Origin of the sequence: Blastococcus sp. Marseille-P5729, assembly GCF_900292035.1 — a bacterium.
GTDB lineage: Bacteria > Actinomycetota > Actinomycetes > Mycobacteriales > Antricoccaceae > Cumulibacter.
The window spans coordinates 345554-362190 of record NZ_OMPO01000001.1; the positions used below are offsets into that span (position 1 = coordinate 345554).

Sequence of the window (16637 nt, forward strand, 5' to 3'; positions counted from 1 at the left end):
TTGGGGGCTGCTCGTGGAGGTTGACGAGGTCGGGCGGGTGCATCTTCTGCAGTCGGTCCCGCTGCTGCATCCGGAGCAGCAGGTAGTGGCCGACATGCTGCAGGGCTGGCGAAACCGGCAGTTGAGCCGCAACCTTCAGTTCGCCACGATCAACCCGCGCGTCCGGTACGTGCAGCGGTTCATCGAGCACCTGAACGTGATGCCGTGGGAGTGGACGCCTCGGATGGTCGAGGAGTACTTCGGCGATCTGCGGTCGATCCGGCGGTTGAGCCACGCATCGCTGCGGGCGCATCAGAGCGCGCTGCGGGATTTCACCTCCTACATCAGTAACCCGGACTATGGCTGGGACCGGGTCTGCGAGGGCCTGTTCGGGACGCACCCGGCGCAGGTCTTCTTCGAGTGGAACACGGCCGTGCATGTGCAGGAGTTCGAAGGCCGACCGGCCAAACGCCCGTACACCAAGCGCGAGCTGCAGCAGCTGTTCGACCATGCCGACAACGAGGTCGCCCGGATCGTGGCGGCCGGTCGCAAGGGCTGGTTCCCGGCCTACCGCGACGCGGCGATGCTGAAGATCGCCTACTCGTATGGCCTGCGCTTCAACGAGTTGCGCCATCTGCAGACGGTCGATTTCGCCAGGAACCCGCACGCCCCCGTGTTCGGCGCGTTCGGGGTCTGCAAGGTTCGCTACGGCAAGTCCCGGTCCGGCTCCCCGCACAAGCCACGCAGCGTGCTGACCGCGTTCACCTGGACACCGGAAGTGCTACAGGACTGGATCGCGAACGGCCGCGGCCCCCGGGACGGGCTGGATCTGTTCCCCAGCGAACGCGGCGGGCTGGTCGTGGAGTCCACGCTGCTGCGCCGCCTACGCCGGTACTGCGACGAGTTGGGCTTCCCCGACGGGCTGGATCTGCACTCGCTGCGCCGCTCGTATGCCACGCACCTGCTCGAAGACGGCTGGGACCCGGTGTTCGTGCAGCGACAGATGGGCCACGAGCACGCGTCCACCACCGGGATCTACCAGTTCGTCAGCGATGATTTCCGGAACGCCGCGTTGCGCGCGGCCCTGGATCGCACGATCAAGGATGCAGACGAACAACGCCCGGAGGCTTGATATGCGCCGCGAAGTCGACTACACCTGGCGGCTGGCAGAGCTGATGGCCGCGCGGGGACTGCACAACACCACCGAGCTGATCCCGCTGCTGGCCGAACGCGGCATCGCGCTCTCCCGCCCGCAGGTCTATCGCCTGGTCAACCAGCGCCCCGAACGGATCAACCTGCAGGTCGTCGCGGCGATCTGCGACATCTTCGAGTGCGGACCCGAAGGCCTGGTGACGGTGACCGCTACCGACGCCCGTCGCCGCAAGACCGCCTCCGCGCCGCAGAAGAACGTGGTGGACCTCAACCGCGTCGCCCGGCCACGACGAGCACGAGTCATCGATGACTGACGAACCCCTCGCCGTATCGGCCCGAGCAACCCAGCGCGGCCGGCCCCGCAACACCGACGGGCCCTCGACCTGCGACCGGTGCCGGCGTCCCATGCGCCGCCACCGCGTGCGCTGGCCCGAAGGCGACCTCTGCGGGATCTGCTACCACCACGCCACCCGCACCCACGGCACCTGCCCCGGCTGCGGGCAGGAACGGCTCCTCCCCGGCAAGGACCCCGCCACCGGCCAGGACCTGTGCAGTGACTGCGCCGGGATCGGCGTGGACTTCCACTGCCAGCGCTGCGGGCTCGAGGCCGAGCCCTACCGGGTGCGCACGTGCGCGCGGTGCGCGCTGCGCCACGACCTGACCGAGCTCTTTCCCGAAGCCGCGCCGCCACCACTTCACGACCTCCTCGAGCGGCTCTGCGCCTCCGAGCGCCCCGAGAGCATCCTGACCTGGAAACGCTCGAGCATCGTCACGCAGCTGCTGCACCAGCTGGCCGCTGGCACCACTCCCCTCACCCACGCCGGCCTGGACAGCGCCGGCGCCGGGCCCGACGTCGAGCACCTACGCTCCTTGCTCATCGACATCGGCGCGTTACCGCCCAAAGACCCCGACCTGGCCCGGTTCGAGCGATGGATCGACACCAAGCTCGACGGCCTGGCCGCCGACGTCGAGCAGCCCGTCCGCCAGTTCGCCACCTGGCACCACCTCAAACGCATCCGCGCGAAATGCGCCGACGGGTCACCGGCCCGCGGTCCCGTGCACGCGGCCAAGCAGGAGATCACCGAGACCCTGAAGTTCTTGACCTGGTTGAACCAGGAACATCAGCGCACCGCCGCCACCTGCACCCAGCTCGACGTGGACGCGTGGCTGGCTCCGGGCCCAAGCACCCGATACGGCATCCGGACGTTCTTCGTGTTCGCCCGCAAGGCCCGCATCAACACCACGATCCGCGTGCCGCACCGGACACCGAAATCCTCGCCTACCCTCACCCAGCAGCAACGCCTCGGCTGGATCAACGAGCTGCTGCACGGCACCAGCGAAACCATCCCCTACCGCACCGCCGGAGGACTGCTGCTGCTCTACGCCCAACCCATCACGCGGATCGCGAACCTACGCCTCGACGACGTCCTCATCCACGACAATGAGACGACGATCCGGCTCGGCGCTCGACCGATACCGGTCCCGGCACCATTCGATGCCCTGCTTCACCAGCACCTAGGCAATCGGCCCCATCAGCGAACCGGCGGAGGGCAAGACAATCCGTGGCTGTTCCCGAGCACCCGCGCCGGACAACACCTGCACCCGAACACAATCATGGTGCGCCTTCGTGAACTAGGGATCGACCTGCGCGGCGCCCGCAACCGCGCCATGGCCGACCTGGTCAGCGAACTGCCCGCACCGATCGCCGCCGAGGCCCTCGGCTACAGCCAAGCCGTCGCCCACAAACACGCCACCGCAGCCGGTGCCAACTGGGCACGATACGCCGGCACCAGAATGACGACACCATGAGGAGATCGCAGATGACGCCTTACCGGGAGACAAGGCGCCGAAGAATGACGAGGAAGGTTCGACCAAATCGCGGGACGCACCTTCGCCCCCTCACGTTCGCTGCGCTGCTCGTCGCCGGCTCGGCCTTGACCCTACTCGCAACGGCAGTGACGGCCCTCTGGTTCGTTCCTTCATATGGTTCTGCGATCGCCCTGATCGGTTTACTCGCCTGGATGTGCTGGACGATCGGGCTAGCTCGAACATCTGTCAAGCTCACCGATCAACTACTCACCGTCCAGAACCCAATCCGTCGACACGAGATACCTCTCCACGCCATCACGGCATTCGACCGGAAGCATCAGTACGTCGTCTTCGGCCAGATGGATTCACTCACCGCCACATACTCCACCCAGCAAGAGCGGCCCAGAAACGTAACGATCCTTGCTGTCTCGGAGTTCGAGCGGACCGGTTATATAGACGCGTGGCTCGAGCACGGGCACACGCTAGGACTGCCGGGAATAACCCGATTCAGACGCCAAGCGCCCGGCCGTCACTAGCCACAGATGCACCGCCGGCCTGAAAGGCAGTCCGGCGCCAGGCGAACCGTACGATCCGTGCGCCAGCTGAGCGGCACCCGCTGTCCACTCCGACCTCGGCACGGAGGTCCAGGACTACATGCGTCCCCGCCGATCCGTCGGTCCCATCGCCCTATCACCGCGACGCTGCAGATTCAGTGGTCGCGGAGACTGGTCCGCCTCCGCGCAGGTTTTGTTCCACGTCCTTCACCCTCGAGCGCATACACGATAATCGGACAGTCGTTCGTCTCGACGATGACGGCCGAGACGTGCGACCGAATACGCCAACTCTTGATACGCAGCGGTGCCAGTACTAGTCAGCGTCATAGTCCCGCTCGTGCACAACCGTGCCGCGGACCTCCGCAACGACGCTCTCGAGCCGGCCCTCGAACGACTCTTCTACGAGGTCGTCTCGGAGCATGTCGACGACCTTCGCCAGCTCGTCCAACACGGCCTGAAACTCAGGCCCATCCACGCCGACCGCGGCCGCGCCGGCGGCAATCCCCTCAATCTGCTCGGCGTACTGGTCGGCATCGGGCCGGCTGAGCTCACGATGCTCTCGGCACACCTCCTCAGGATCAGCACCCTTCGGCCACTGACCATCCGCGTCACGGGTGACGCGGACCAGCTCGACGGAATCTCGGTCAACGACTGAGATTCGGTGGCATGCTGCCACCCCCAGGGCCGCGGTCAGAATGCTCGCCGATTCCTCGTAGCCCCGCCGCAGCGCCGAGCGGGGAGTCCAGCGCGCGTCATACCCCTCACGGAGTGCGTCGAGATAACGCTGCTGAGCGGCGATCTGTGAGGCATAGATCGACGTCGAGACTGTCACCAGCTCGGTGCGATAGCCGGCATCGGCGTACAGCTGCATCGTCCGGAAAGTGGTAGCCGGATCTCGATAGGTGCCCTCAACGATGATGTTGACGCGACGCTCGGCCGCCTCTCTTATCGCACGTTCGACCGCCGGCCCACTGAAGGCCTGCGTGACGTTCGGCATCGCCACCGGATCGGTATCGCGCAGGCGCGTGTACGCCGGATGGAACTGTCGGAAGTCGTCACCGCTGATGAGCGCGACGTTACCTCTGAAGCGCCCACGCAGGCGGGTAAGAATGCTGCTCTTGCCGGCACCGGGCTGAGCGCCAACAAAGATCGCGGTAGGCCGCCCGACAGCGCGCGCCCGACGAAAGACCATCGGACTCACATGGGCGCGGTACAGCGCCTCAATCCGGTCGAGGTCGAGTTGCTCCCCATGCGGAACGGTCATGAAAGGCTCGTCGGTTAGGCCAGCGCGATCATGGCTTCTGTATCTGTACCGCGCTCACGATCCCACTTCTCCAGCAGCGCGATCATGGCACCGACCCCAAGATCCAGTGCGGCAGCCGCCTCATCCTCGCGGCGGTTGACCTGCTCGAGGTAGCGATCCCGTTCCGGCCCCGCCGGCGGTACCGCGGTGCCGCGGAACGAGAGCTCAGCTTGGTGCACCAGCTCATACACGACCGAAGGGTGACGATCGCGCAGGTGCTCGTAACGAGACACTTCAGCCATGGCGGGCTCCAATCCTCCGTGTGAGTCTTTCACGAGAGAGCGACAGTTGAGCTGTATCGACGAGTCCGGTTCCTCGTCGGCTCCAGCTCTCGTCTAGCGGTCCACTGCCTTCGAACTGAGGGCACTCGTCGGCCATCCCGCGCTTGACAAGCAGGGGCAGGCCAGGTCTAGTGGAGTGATCTGCGTCATATCGCTCCGAGGAGGAGAGCAATGGCCTTTCCAACGGATCAGGGGTACGTCTTCATTACTCCCACAGGCACCGGAATGATGGCGGTCGAGATTTCCACCACGCCCGACGTGGCCAATGCATTCGCGAAGTACCACGCCGTGTCCGCAAACTCCATCGACGACAGCCAGGCTCAGGGGGCGTTCGCCGTAAACAGCAGTGGCGCACGCTACTCAAAAGGGCCGCTAGCGGTTTCGTCGAACGACGGGCAGTCAGTCAAGATCACGAGTCCGATCTCGCTGCAGGACGATTAATCAGAAAGGCAACCGCTGATGTCTAGTGCCACCTTGAGCCCAGTGCGGCGACGCACGCTGCTCGGCGGTGTCGGTGCGGCAGGTCTGGCTGCAGCGACGACCGCCTTTGGGAAGACCCCCGCCTATGCGGCCGCCAACTGTGCATGCTGCAACCTCGCGCACTGCCCGCCGAACACGTCCTACAGCTATTGCTCTTCGCACGCCGCCTATACGTGGAGTTGCCGCTCATGCGGCAGTGGGTGCCTCACTTGTGTGTGCTGCGAGACAACCGGCTACGCCCAATCCGCGTACTTCTGTCGCCCGACCTAGTTTCCCTCACAGTGCATCGTCGCTGAGGCCAGGAATGCGCGGACTGATATGGGGGCTCGACCTGGGCACTTTGGTCTCCACGCAAAAATCGACCTCATTGATTTGGGCAGCCGTTCTCGGAGCAGCGCTAATGAGCCCAACCGCCGTACTTCTCGTCCTGGCCACTTCCGGGATCGCATACCTAACGGCCACTGCTGTGGCGACGATCGTTCCGGATGCTGGAGGTCGGCTCGTTCTAGGTGGACTGTCGAGGTCATGGCTAGTGGGGCCGCGACGAATCGCGGGGGTAGTCATCACTTCCACTTCTGATCGCGGGGGCATCAAAGCTCGCGACCCCTGCTGGTCTGACAAGGAGCCTCCACGAGGTGCTTGGCCTCCCCACCTTCAGGGGACTGGCGCAATCAATTGGCTTGTACGAAGTGACGGCGGTCGACCTCCTTCTCATAACTCCACTCCGCCCAATTGGTTTCGTGATGACCGCGGCAGCGGGTGTCGGGATTCTCGCTTACACACTCCTGGCACGCTGGCGTGGCGCCTCGGAGCCATGCGGCTGCTTCGGAGGGGCGGCAGAGTCCCCACCCGCCCCGATCAGCCTGGTCTTTGGTGCTGCGCTTCTCGGCGGCGCACTCTGGGGTCTCTCGATGGACGCCTCACCGCTGGATATCGATGCCGCCTACCAGCGCTCTGCCGTCCTTGTTGCGGCGTTGGCCGGCATTGCGATGTTGGTCGCTATCGGTCTAAACAGACACGCGCTCGTGTCTGCGCTCACTCGAAAACCCGGAGGCTGAGACAATGTCGAGCATTTGGATGCTTGTCTTTTCGATCGCTCTGCTGCTCGTGGTCGTGGGCCTCATCGGGCTCTTCGCCATGATGGGGGAACTCAATGCTTCCGTTGGAAACCATCCGGGCAGTCAAGAAGAACGTATCGCACCGATCGATGAAGCACGAATTGGCTATACGCCATCGACATGGCCTAGCGCGCTGTCTGCGGTTCAGAAAGCTACGAGCGGCCGCTTGATCATCTTCAGCAGTATTTGTGCTTCATGTACGGAGATCGCAAGCCAACTGAGCACGGAAGGGATCGATCAGGCCGACCCGGCAGTCGCAGTGATTTCTGCTATCGACAGCGATGCCGCGCAACGGTTCATTGTCCAGACGGGCCTAGAGACGTCCGGGATTCCGCTCTACGTGGACCCTGGTGGCGAATGGGTCGGGAGCGAGCTAGGCATTCGCATCGCACCGTCGATCGCGGTGTTTCACGAGGGGGTCCTTAGCAGCGCTGCGAGTTTCGCCGATATAGCAGTCCTGACCCACGACAGAATGCGTAAGCGGACAAGGCTCAACGCTTACGTGGTTCGATCACCCGAACCCACGTCATCGCCTTTCCGAAGGACCATCGGTCAGGGCCCTGCGCCGTTCGTAGTCACCGCACTGTTGCTCGGGTGCTCCCCACAGGCGGAGGCTCCGGGTCCTTCACGGGTTCCTTCGAGCTCTGGGGCCGCAACGACCACGACCGTGGCGGGATGCGAGGTCAGTCCCTACCAGACATCGGAGCTTCCCGCGCCGTTTCAACAGTACGTGAAAGGGCCTGGGCTCTGGATGGGCGATTCAGGGGCAGTTGCCGTACTCTTCTACACCGAAGCAGACCCGGCGAACATCGAAATCGGTACCCATGGAGTCCAGGGCCCTGGCATGAACTCCAAGATCCTGTGGCTTGTAGCCGATAGTCCCTCTGGTCCGTTGACGCTTCTGGCTAGAAATCGCGATACGGGATCCGAGGTCACGATGCAAGTCGAAGGGGCCGGGAACTACCCGTCGACCCCTGACCTGCCAGAACCTGGATGCTGGGAGATTTCGGCACAAATCGGCGGCGAGGTCCTGTTGAGGATCACCCTGCCAGCCGTTGATCGCGGCTAGTTGTGTAATGCGCTAGATCTGCCGGTTCCAACGGTCCCCACAGCGAGAAGCCGCCGCTAACTCGATGCGTCGGTAGATGCCGACGCTGGCGAGGGAACGGTGACGCGATTGGTGGGCGATGGCGTTGTCGGAGGCGCCGTTCACGGACGCGTAAGCGATGAACCCAGCACGGAGCGAGTGTGCACTGCAGCTTGACGCGTCGATGCCGGCAGCTGTGATTCTGAGTTGAAGATTCTGCGTTGAACGATCGTGCTGAGCGCGCCGGTGAATGCCTCTCCCCGCGCCACCGCGGTTTCGGCGAACTGAGCGCCGGCGACGGGATCCGCCCGCGACCAGGACGGGCACCGTTCATCGAGAACAACACGGCGACAGCGAAGCCGATGTCAGTCGTGGTCAAATCCTAGGAATCGGGCGAGACATAGCCGCAGTTCGCGCAGCGAACCGCGATCAACCTCCCCCCGCGGTGTCGGTGATCCGCCGCCGGTCGATGGTGCGCGGTTGTTCGGTCATCGCGAAGCAGGCTTCGTCCAGCCCGGTGCTGCCGTGCAACCGCACATGGTTGGGCAGTCCGCGGTCGCGGGTGGTGATCGGCAGAACGATCACCACGTTCGGGATCGCGGCAAGGTACTCGTCCGAGGAGACGACGACCGCGGGTCGGTGACCGGCTTGCTCAGAGCCCACCACGGGGTTCAAGTTCACCCACACGACCTGGCCACAGACAAGCTCAGGCATCGTCGAGCCCGTCGGCGACGGCCACGTCCCACGCGCTGGTTTCAGCTCGCCGTCGGCATCGCGTACGCCGGCGGGGCCCTCAGCGACGATCGAGCGCGTCGGTGATCCAGCCTGCCAGCCCGGAGCCCGCAGACGGGACAGAGCGGACACCCTCTGCGAGGACCGAGCTCGCCAAGGAGAAGAGGCTCGCAGCGACCGCAATATCGGCGATGCCGTGCACGCCAACTACATCGACATCATGGGCGATCAGGATGCGGCACCGCTCGCACGACCAGACCATCAATGCCGTCGAACTCCGCCGGATTGCAGGTGTAGATCGGGATGTCTTCGGCCATGGCTGCGGCGGCTATCAAGACGTCGTAGGCACGCGCTGCTGCGTTCCGACCCGTCGCACGTAGCGATGCCGTCACCCGGCCGAATGCGCGAGCGGCCTCGGGACTGAACGGTATCGCGTCGAAGTCGTACTCCGCCTGTTGAAGATGACCCTGGCGGGCCGCGCGTTCGGCTGGGCTGTCCGCGACGAGCGGCCCAACTGAGAGCTCAGCCAGGGTGATGGCGCTTATCACCGCATCGGCTGGCAGCGAGTCGGGGTCGGCGATCCGGCCGAGCAGAATGACGGTCGACGTGTCGAGCATTCCCCGCCCTGCGGACTCGGTCACAGCGAGGGGTCCAGCACCTCGTCGACGTCCCGCCGAAAGCCCTCAGGATCGACCCTGGGCAGGTGCCGTCGCCGCTCGATCAAGTCTGCGGGCGAAGGCGACGGGCGGGTTCGCGGCCGCAGTTCGGCCACCTCGGTACCGTCGCGAGTCACCACGAGGCTCTCCCCTCGCTCGACGCGAGCGAGCACCTGCGCGCCATTGTTGCGCAAGGTTCGGATGTTTACCGACTTCATGCGATCAATGTATCACGCGTGATACATTGATCGCCGTCGTGCGTCATCGCTGGGTCACAACTCGCGCTTGAACCCCTTGTGCGTTGCTTGATAGCCCAGTCGCTCATAGAAGCGATGCGCGTCTGAACGTCGCTGATTGATCGTGATCTGGGACGGGTATGCCCGTTCGTGGCGCGGGGGCTCGTTCATCACGGCGGAGTGCCGCATCCCGATCGCCGTTCTTACTCGTAGGAAGGGGCTGACAGTGCAGCTTCCTCAGGCTCGTGGACCGCTGACCGAATGTCTGCTCGCGCAGCTTCAGACCCACTCACGCGCAGCGGAGTTGGACGACGCTCGCGCACTCACCACACGGGCACTCGCCGATACCGCGGACATCCTGTACGACGAGGATCTGCAGCTGGCACTCTTCTGTCTCTACGAGCTCCACTACTCGGGTCTTGCCGGGGTCGATGACGACTGGGAGTGGAGCCCACCCCTATTGGAGTTGCGCCACGAGATAGAGGTTGCCTTCGAGTCCCGCCTCAGAGTGGGTTCGGCCGAGCTCAGCCGGAGGGCCGCTGCCCCATCGACTGCCCACGAGGTTGCTGAGGTGCTGTTCGCGATGGCGGCCGGCGATGACTCCCCCTCCGTTGCGGATTTCATTGCGCGCAAGGCCGATACCGGGCAGCTGCGCGAGCTCGTTGTTCACAAGTCGGTCTATCAGCTCAAGGAGGCCGATCCCCACACCTGGGCGATTCCACGGCTCACCCACCGGCCCAAGGCCGCGCTCGTGGAGATCCAGGCAGACGAGTACGGCGGGGGTCAACTCGATCAGATGCACTCCGCGATGTTCGCCACGACCATGTCGGAACTCGGCCTCGATAACGACTTCGGCGCGTACGTCGACTGGGTACCGGCGCTGTCTCTGGCGACCGTGAACCTGATGTCACTGTTCGGCCTACACCGCCGGCTCCGCGGAGCGATCGTCGGACACCTCGCCATCTACGAGATGGGCTCCTCGCTGCCGAGCCGCAAGTACGCGCGCGGCCTCCGGCGCCTCGGCTTCGATGCTCCCGCAGCCAGCTACTTCGACGAGCACGTGGAAGCCGACGCCGTCCACGAGCAGATCGCCGGGCGCGATCTTGCGGGCGGGCTGGTCGAGCAGGATCCCTCCCTCATGCCGGACGTCGTCTTCGGTGCAGCAAGCGCGCTCTTCGTGGGCGGCCTGCTCGATCAGTGGCAGCTGGCGGCCTGGAACAGCGGAAGCAGCTCGCTACGTCGTCCACTCCCCGCGCTCGAAGACGCGTCGCCGTCCCGCCACTCCGCCTAGATACTGGGGAATCACACATGAGCGACGCCAACCCCGCACAGATCATGGTCTGCCCGGACGGCCCGCTCCTGGTCCGGGGTGAAGTGGACCTCGTGGACGAGAACGGCGACCGGATCGAGACGCGACGACAGACCGTGGCGCTGTGCCGGTGCGGAGCATCGGGGATCAAACCCTTCTGTGACGGGACCCACAAGCGCATCCACTCGAACGCTGCTGCCAAGCGGAGGCGCCAGGTAACCTGAGCCCTTCGTCGGAGCGACGACCTGGCAAGACTGAAGCGCTCCTCGAAGACTGACGAGGGCGGCGACGTCCCCGCGCCCCTAACCTCAATCGACGACGGCGGCGGTCGATCCGTCCTCGTTCAACGGGCACGCACCGGCCAGGAAGATCAGCCGGGCATCCTTGGGCGCCGTCGCCGCATACGCGTACTCGGCGGCATCAGAGAGCGTCGAGGCACGGATCAACCGCACAGAGGTAACCATGCCGGCCATTCTCGCGGAATCCCGCGTCCAGCGCTAAAGAGCTGGCTCGTCTGCCTACGGTTCGAGCGGAGTCAGCTGAGCGCTTCGTCGAGCAGTGTGAGTGCCGCCAGCGCGAACGCGCGCATGTTGGCCTCCCGGTCATCTGAACCCGTCTCGATGGTGCGCGACAGCTCCGCAGGTCCGACGAGGCTCACGCAGGTGTGGCCCGAGGCGTCGCCGTACCGATTGCCGCCCGGCCCGGCAGCGCCGGTCTCCGAGAGGCCCCACGTCGCGCCCAGCCGCTCCCGCATGCGATCGGCGAGAATGAACGCATAGGGCTCGCTCGAGGACCGGACGCCGGTCAGGTCGGACGACGTGAAGCCCAGCAGCTCGGCTCCTGCCACCTTCGTGTAGACCACTGCCCCACCTAGGAAGTAGGCCGATGCGCCCGGCTGGGCCAGCAGCGCCGCAGCGATGAGGCCGCCGGACGACGACTCTGCGACGGCTACCGTCTCGCGGCGCTCACGCAGTCGTTCTGCGACGCTCTTCGCGATCGTCATCAAGCCGTCCATGCGTTCTCCTCACCCATACCGGTCGCTCGCCTGCTCGACCGAGGATCATCCGTGGTCGTCACATCCAGACCCAGATAGTAGGCGTAGAGCTCCCTCGATGAGGCCAGATCACCGACCGGCAGATCGGCGATGATCTCTATTACGCGCATCGCACAGAGTCCCTTCGGGAGCGAACGCGACCCGGGTACCACACTGGTCCCATGAGCCGATCACGTAAGGCCCGTCCCGCGGACGTCGATGAGATCTGCGCTTCGCTTCCGCAGACCTGGTTCGGGACGTCGTGGGGCGACGTCCCCACCTGGCTAGTCCGTCAGAAGGACGGCGATACGAAAGGCCGCGGATTCGTGCTCTACCGCAAACCGCACAAGACTGCGATCGACCCGGTGAGCGGTACGCCGTACGACGATCTGCTGGTGATCCGGACGCCGTCGATGGCCGACAAGGCGGCCTTGGTCGCCCAGGGGCCGTACTTCGACATCGAGCACTTCGCCCGCAACAGCGCCGTCCTGGTGCAGCTGTCCCGGATCGCAGAGATCACCCGCGACGAGCTCGCCGAGGTCATCACCGACGCGTGGCGCACCTGCGCGCCGCGGCGGCTGCGTGACCAGCACCCGGACCTCTGAGCCCCGCCGTACGTCCTCGGGATTCCGCCTGAGCCGCTGGTGCTTATGGCTGCTTGGCGAGCAGCTTGATGACCGCCTTGCCCACGTCCGCGGCGCTCGTGGGGTTCTGGCCGGTGACGAGCCGGTCATCCACCACGACCTTCGAGGCCATCGGCCGCAGCGCCTTGGTGTACTTCGCTCCCTGCTCCTTTAATTGCTCATCGAGGCGGAAGGGCACCGCCTTGTCGCGGCCGGCCAGCTTCTCCTCCGCCCAGCTGAAGCCGGTCACCTTGCGACCCCCTAGGAAAGGGCGCCCCTCAGCGTCAATCGCCGCCAACAGACCGGCGGGTCCGTGGCAGACCGCGGCCACGATGCCGCCGTCCCGATCGGTCGTCGAGATCCGCTCCGCGAGCGCCGCCGAGGTCGGGAAGTCGAACATGGTGCCGTGCCCGCCGGTGAGATAGACCGCGTCGAAATGCTGGCCCTCGAGCGACTCCACCGAAGGGGTGTCGTCGAGCAGGTCCATGAACTCCCGGTCCTCATAGCGCTCGTCGGTCTTGCCCTGCTTCAGCACCAGCGGGCCGAGGCTCTCCGGGTCGATCGGCACCTGACCGCCGGCGATGCTCGCGATGACTACCTCGTGCCCCGCCGCGGTCACCAGGTCGTAGAAGTGCGTGAGCTCACCAAGCCACAAGCCCGTCCGATAACCCACCGTCTCGTACTCCGACGTGCTGGTGACCACGGCGAGAACGCGCTTGGGACTGGTTTTGTTGGCCATCGGAACTCCGTAACCTAGGCGGTGATTGAGAACGCCGGTCGATGCTTGGCTGAGCGTCCTGGAAGAGTCCGTACCCAATCGGCGGGTTTCCACACCAGGTCCTGCGGTCATTATCGCCACTACCGCGACGGGCGCGATCCTGCTCGTGCCTGGGGTGCCGGGCCAATGGCTGCGTCACTGAGGTGATCGTGATGATCCTGTTCGCCGTCTACTGGGAGCCACGCGGTGATGGCGCAGCGCTTGGCTACTAGCGCCTCCCCTCGCCTCTTCCGTGGCACTATGCCACCTACGCGGACGATCAGCGTCGTACGGAGAGGAACCATCATTGAGCCGGCGAGTACTCAAGCACCGTCCAGCGTGGCAAGACCCCCGGTCTCGGCTGAGGCACCGATGGTGACTCTTCCCTCCGGTGCGTCTCTCACGGGAGATGTGGAACCAAGCACGCCCGCGGTCGCGGTGCTGATGCACGGGTCCACTCTCGGCTTCACCTCACTGCCGGCCTGGATGGCGCCAGCCCCGTTGCGTATGCAGCTGTTCGCCGCAGGCATCGACCGTCGATCCGGCTCACGGATCGCCGTGCTGCGGCTCAGGTACCCCGACCGGGACCTCCGGTCACAGTTCCGTGGTGCGCTACGGGACACTGCCGCGGCCCTGGCACACATTCAACAGATCGCGCCCCGCGCACGAATCGGGCTGGTCGGGCACTCCAACGGAGGCAGAGTTGCCCTTCGGCTCAGCGCGGACGCACGCATCCACGCTGTCGCGGCGCTCGCGCCGTGGCTGCTACCGTCCGACCGCATCAAGCCGCGGCGCGGTACTCCCCTCCTGCTCATGCATGGCAGCCTGGACTTCGTCACCAGCCCCCGACTCACAGCCGAGCTCGCGGCGCGGCTACGGCACGGTGGAGCGGACGTCGACTATGAGTCGGTTTCGGGCGACAACCACTTCCTCCTCGCCCAGGCCGCGTACTGGCATTCCCGGGTGGCGGACTTCATGACTCGTCACCTCGTCGACGACTGAGGCTCTCCGACGCGCCCCCACCAGCGGCGATCTCACCGGCGGCCCCGTGCTCACAGCGCGAGCGACACCGATACCCAACGATGACGCCGGCAGTCCGGGCAGCGCATCAGCGAGGGGTAACGCCACTTCAGCAACGGCAGGTGCAGGCTCGGGACAGCGGCGCACATGATCCCGAGCAACCCCATCCTGGTCTGCGTACGGCACGACGAGCAGCTCAGTAAGAACCATCCGTCGTCGCCGGTTCTCGGGCCGGACGGCGCTGCAACTCCATTCGCGTCATCGACCTGCAGAACGCCAGCAGGGGGACCGTCCGGCTCACTGGCGGCGGTCTCGGAGAACAGTGCCGCGCGAGCGTCGCGACGTCGCCGCTGCGCAGGCTGCGACGTTCCGCCGAGTCGGGTGAAGTCGGTGTGCCTGGTCATGTACCGACCTCCTGCATCGGCGCGCGGTCCGCGGCCAGTGCCCGCGCGTGGACGCGATAGGCATCAGCGCCGCGGGTGCGACTGGCGGTGCGCAGAATCGACCGACCCGCGGCAGGCGCCTCGGCGAACCGGATCGACCGAGCGATGGGCGGATCGAGCACCTCCACCTCGTAGCGCATCGCGACGTCCGCCAGCACGTCCTTTGCGTGCGTCGTCCGTCCGTCATACATGGTCGGCAGTATGCCGCGGACCTTGAGCTTGCGGTTGGTCATCTTCCGGACGTCCTCGATGGTCTCCAGCAGCTGGCCCACTCCGCGGTGAGAGAGGGTCTCGCACTGCAGTGGTACGACGACCTCGCCGGCCGCGGTGAGCGCGTTGACGGTGAGGACACCGAGAGACGGCGGGCAGTCCAGCAGGATGAAGTCGTAGCTCTCCCCCGCCTCGGTGAGATCCTCGAGCGCCGTCCGTAGCGCGTACTCGCGGCCGGTCCTGGTCAGCAGCATCGCCTCGGCGGCCGCGAGATCGATGCTCGCCGGCAGCAGATCGGGGCCGTCCTCGGTCTGCAGGATCACCTCACGGGCATCCGCGCCCGCGGTGAGCACATCGTGCACCGAGCGCTCCAACGAATCGGGGTCGACTCCCAGGGAGAAGGTCATGCAGGCCTGGGCATCGAGATCCACCATCAGCACCCGATATCCGAGGTCATGCAGGCCTACACCGAACGAGATGGTGGTCGTCGTCTTGGCCACACCGCCCTTCTGGTTGGCGATGGCGATGCAGGTGGGCTGGTCCGCGGCCATGGTCCTCCTCGTGGGATGTCGAGACCGTGCCTCCATCGTCTCAGGCATACCGCGCAACGCGGCGGCGCCCCGCCGTCGTGCGACCGCGCGTCGCAGCTACTCCGCTCGCGCGACCAGCAGCGGGACGTGCTGCTCCGCGCTGGTCAACGACCCGTGCTGACCGATCAGCTGCGACAGCAACGGTTCTGCCGAGCTCCGCACCACGACGGCCTCGCCTCGCATCGCCACGACGACATCCCCGATTCGCTGTTCGACACCGGGCGCGACCGGCCCGAACCAGCCCTCCGAGATCGCCTGATCCCGCGACAGCACCCAGGCCGCCTCACCCAGGCGCTCCCGCCAGGTCGCCAGTACGTCGGTCTGCGCGCCGGGCTCGCAGTAGACATGCCTGGACCGGGGGTCCCCGGCCAGCGCCGTCACGCCCTCCTGCAGGCCGGCGTCGGCGTCCGCATCGAACGTCTCACCTCTGGTCACCATGCCGTGATCGCCGGTCACCAGCAGCATGCCGTCTCGGGGAAGGTCATCCGCGACGGATGCCGCGAGCCGGTCGACCTGACGCAGCTGCATCCGCCACGGCTCTGAGCCCGGCCCGTAGATGTGGCCCAGCAGGTCGAGGTCGGCGTGGTAGCCGTAGCAGAGCGATCGGCCCGGCCCGCCGACACTGTCGACCATCTGGGCCGTGAGGTCGCCCATGGCCCAGGTTCCCCTGAAGTTGCCGCCGCGCAGTACGGCCCGGGTCAGGCCGGACCCCGCGAACTCCTGCTTCGAGATGGTCGTGGTGTGGATCCCGGCGGCCGCGGCGCGCTCGAGCGCGGTCGGCGCAGGCTGCACCTCCTCAGGCGGCAGCGACTCTCGCAGATCGACGTGCGGCCCGCTGCCGTGCGCCCGCCACTGCAGGCTGTCGAGCACGGCCCCGCCGGGCATCCGGAACGAGATGCCGAGGATCCCATGGACGCCCGGTGGAAGTCCCGTTCCCAGTGAGGCCAGACTGATCGAGGTGCTCGACGGGAACCCCACGGTCAGCGGCCCGGCTTCCTCGAGCGAGGCGAGGAACGGGGCGTCTGCCGCGTGAGCGCGAAGCAGCTCGGCACCGAGTCCATCGACCAGCAGGACGGCGGCCGCCCGCGCCTCGGGCAGCCGCAGGCTCGTCGGCCGCTCACCAGGACAACCGAGGGAGCGCAGAACCGCAGGGAGGACGTCGGCGAGAGAGCGTTCGCCGTACGCCGGGGTCACGATCGTCATGCCCCCAGCCTGTCATGACGAGGGCGTGGGCAGGCCGGGCCGGAGCGCATCGAGTCGTTAGC

General features: G+C 66.0%; 21 protein-coding genes. 10 read left to right on the top strand and 11 right to left on the bottom strand.

What is annotated here, in order from left to right; translation table 11 throughout:
• The first annotated feature begins 13 nt into the window (after nucleotides 1-13).
• Genes DAA40_RS01630 through DAA40_RS01640 form a run of 3 tightly spaced genes read left to right on the top strand, consistent with a single transcriptional unit; the run spans nucleotide 14 to nucleotide 2940 of the window.
• A complete protein-coding gene (locus DAA40_RS01630) occupies nucleotides 14-1111 on the top strand; it encodes a site-specific integrase (RefSeq protein WP_106847993.1) in 1098 nt (365 codons plus the stop codon).
• Nucleotide 1112: 1 nt separating this feature from the next.
• Nucleotides 1113-1445 (top strand): helix-turn-helix transcriptional regulator, encoded by a 333-nt coding sequence (locus tag DAA40_RS01635; protein ID WP_106847994.1) that lies wholly within the window; start codon nucleotides 1113-1115, stop codon nucleotides 1443-1445.
• Nucleotides 1438-2940: a recombinase XerD gene (locus tag DAA40_RS01640; RefSeq protein WP_106847995.1), complete on the top strand. Its 1503-nt coding sequence runs from the start codon at nucleotides 1438-1440 to the stop codon at nucleotides 2938-2940. Before DAA40_RS01635 ends, DAA40_RS01640 begins: the two co-directional genes overlap by 8 nt.
• Nucleotides 2941-3807: 867 nt before the next feature.
• On the opposite strand, the gene DAA40_RS01645 is transcribed toward DAA40_RS01640, so the two are convergent.
• Nucleotides 3808-4758 carry a zeta toxin family protein gene (locus DAA40_RS01645; protein ID WP_106847996.1) on the bottom strand — a complete coding sequence of 317 codons (951 nt, stop codon included), beginning with the start codon at nucleotides 4756-4758 and terminating at the stop codon, nucleotides 3808-3810.
• Nucleotides 4759-4772: 14 nt separating this feature from the next.
• Complete coding sequence (locus tag DAA40_RS01650) at nucleotides 4773-5039, bottom strand: hypothetical protein (RefSeq protein ID WP_106847997.1); 267 nt, start codon at nucleotides 5037-5039, stop codon at nucleotides 4773-4775.
• 210 nt (nucleotides 5040-5249) lie between these two features.
• Here DAA40_RS01650 and DAA40_RS01655 point away from each other — a divergent pair, with 210 nt between their 5' ends.
• From DAA40_RS01655 to DAA40_RS16045, 3 genes are all read left to right on the top strand, one after another.
• Complete coding sequence (locus DAA40_RS01655; RefSeq protein ID WP_106847998.1) at nucleotides 5250-5519, top strand: hypothetical protein; 270 nt, start codon at nucleotides 5250-5252, stop codon at nucleotides 5517-5519.
• A 617-nt stretch (nucleotides 5520-6136) separates the two neighbouring features.
• On the top strand, nucleotides 6137-6616 hold the full coding sequence (locus DAA40_RS16920; protein WP_370430638.1) for a MauE/DoxX family redox-associated membrane protein: 480 nt from the start codon (nucleotides 6137-6139) through the stop codon (nucleotides 6614-6616).
• 4 nt (nucleotides 6617-6620) lie between these two features.
• A complete protein-coding gene (locus DAA40_RS16045; RefSeq protein ID WP_158716167.1) occupies nucleotides 6621-7745 on the top strand; it encodes a hypothetical protein in 1125 nt (374 codons plus the stop codon).
• A 447-nt stretch (nucleotides 7746-8192) separates the two neighbouring features.
• On the opposite strand, the gene DAA40_RS01665 is transcribed toward DAA40_RS16045, so the two are convergent.
• From DAA40_RS01665 to DAA40_RS01675, 3 genes are all read right to left on the bottom strand, one after another.
• Complete coding sequence (locus tag DAA40_RS01665) at nucleotides 8193-8477, bottom strand: type II toxin-antitoxin system PemK/MazF family toxin (RefSeq protein ID WP_255413441.1); 285 nt, start codon at nucleotides 8475-8477, stop codon at nucleotides 8193-8195.
• A 236-nt stretch (nucleotides 8478-8713) separates the two neighbouring features.
• Entirely contained in the window at nucleotides 8714-9136 is a 423-nt protein-coding gene (locus DAA40_RS01670; RefSeq protein ID WP_234356196.1) for a type II toxin-antitoxin system VapC family toxin, read from the bottom strand.
• Complete coding sequence (locus DAA40_RS01675) at nucleotides 9133-9369, bottom strand: type II toxin-antitoxin system Phd/YefM family antitoxin (protein WP_199849455.1); 237 nt, start codon at nucleotides 9367-9369, stop codon at nucleotides 9133-9135. Before DAA40_RS01675 ends, DAA40_RS01670 begins: the two co-directional genes overlap by 4 nt.
• Before the next feature lie 244 nt (nucleotides 9370-9613).
• On the opposite strand from DAA40_RS01675, the gene DAA40_RS01680 reads away from it, so the two are divergent.
• Together DAA40_RS01680 and DAA40_RS01685 are read left to right on the top strand one after the other, a co-directional pair.
• Nucleotides 9614-10678: an iron-containing redox enzyme family protein gene (locus tag DAA40_RS01680; protein ID WP_106848001.1), complete on the top strand. Its 1065-nt coding sequence runs from the start codon at nucleotides 9614-9616 to the stop codon at nucleotides 10676-10678.
• Nucleotides 10679-10695: 17 nt separating this feature from the next.
• Nucleotides 10696-10920 (top strand): CDGSH iron-sulfur domain-containing protein, encoded by a 225-nt coding sequence (locus DAA40_RS01685; RefSeq protein ID WP_106848002.1) that lies wholly within the window; start codon nucleotides 10696-10698, stop codon nucleotides 10918-10920.
• A gap of 84 nt (nucleotides 10921-11004) precedes the next feature.
• On the opposite strand, the gene DAA40_RS01690 is transcribed toward DAA40_RS01685, so the two are convergent.
• On the bottom strand, nucleotides 11005-11160 hold the full coding sequence (locus tag DAA40_RS01690) for a hypothetical protein (RefSeq protein WP_199849456.1): 156 nt from the start codon (nucleotides 11158-11160) through the stop codon (nucleotides 11005-11007).
• A gap of 71 nt (nucleotides 11161-11231) precedes the next feature.
• Complete coding sequence (locus DAA40_RS01695; protein ID WP_106848003.1) at nucleotides 11232-11711, bottom strand: CinA family protein; 480 nt, start codon at nucleotides 11709-11711, stop codon at nucleotides 11232-11234.
• A gap of 200 nt (nucleotides 11712-11911) precedes the next feature.
• On the opposite strand from DAA40_RS01695, the gene DAA40_RS01700 reads away from it, so the two are divergent.
• Nucleotides 11912-12334: a hypothetical protein gene (locus tag DAA40_RS01700; RefSeq protein WP_106848004.1), complete on the top strand. Its 423-nt coding sequence runs from the start codon at nucleotides 11912-11914 to the stop codon at nucleotides 12332-12334.
• 43 nt (nucleotides 12335-12377) lie between these two features.
• Here DAA40_RS01700 and DAA40_RS01705 read toward each other — a convergent pair whose 3' ends face one another.
• Nucleotides 12378-13091: a type 1 glutamine amidotransferase domain-containing protein gene (locus DAA40_RS01705; RefSeq protein WP_106848005.1), complete on the bottom strand. Its 714-nt coding sequence runs from the start codon at nucleotides 13089-13091 to the stop codon at nucleotides 12378-12380.
• Between the two features lie 429 nt (nucleotides 13092-13520).
• On the opposite strand from DAA40_RS01705, the gene DAA40_RS01710 reads away from it, so the two are divergent.
• A complete protein-coding gene (locus DAA40_RS01710; protein ID WP_158716168.1) occupies nucleotides 13521-14111 on the top strand; it encodes a S9 family peptidase in 591 nt (196 codons plus the stop codon).
• 50 nt (nucleotides 14112-14161) lie between these two features.
• Here DAA40_RS01710 and DAA40_RS01715 read toward each other — a convergent pair whose 3' ends face one another.
• From DAA40_RS01715 to DAA40_RS01725, 3 genes are all read right to left on the bottom strand, one after another.
• Nucleotides 14162-14533 (bottom strand): hypothetical protein, encoded by a 372-nt coding sequence (locus tag DAA40_RS01715; protein ID WP_106848007.1) that lies wholly within the window; start codon nucleotides 14531-14533, stop codon nucleotides 14162-14164.
• Nucleotides 14530-15333, bottom strand: a complete 804-nt coding sequence (locus DAA40_RS01720) for a ParA family protein (RefSeq protein ID WP_106848008.1) — start codon at nucleotides 15331-15333, stop codon at nucleotides 14530-14532. Before DAA40_RS01720 ends, DAA40_RS01715 begins: the two co-directional genes overlap by 4 nt.
• 96 nt (nucleotides 15334-15429) lie before the next feature.
• Complete coding sequence (locus tag DAA40_RS01725; RefSeq protein WP_106848009.1) at nucleotides 15430-16575, bottom strand: alkaline phosphatase family protein; 1146 nt, start codon at nucleotides 16573-16575, stop codon at nucleotides 15430-15432.
• Nucleotides 16576-16637 lie beyond the last annotated feature (62 nt).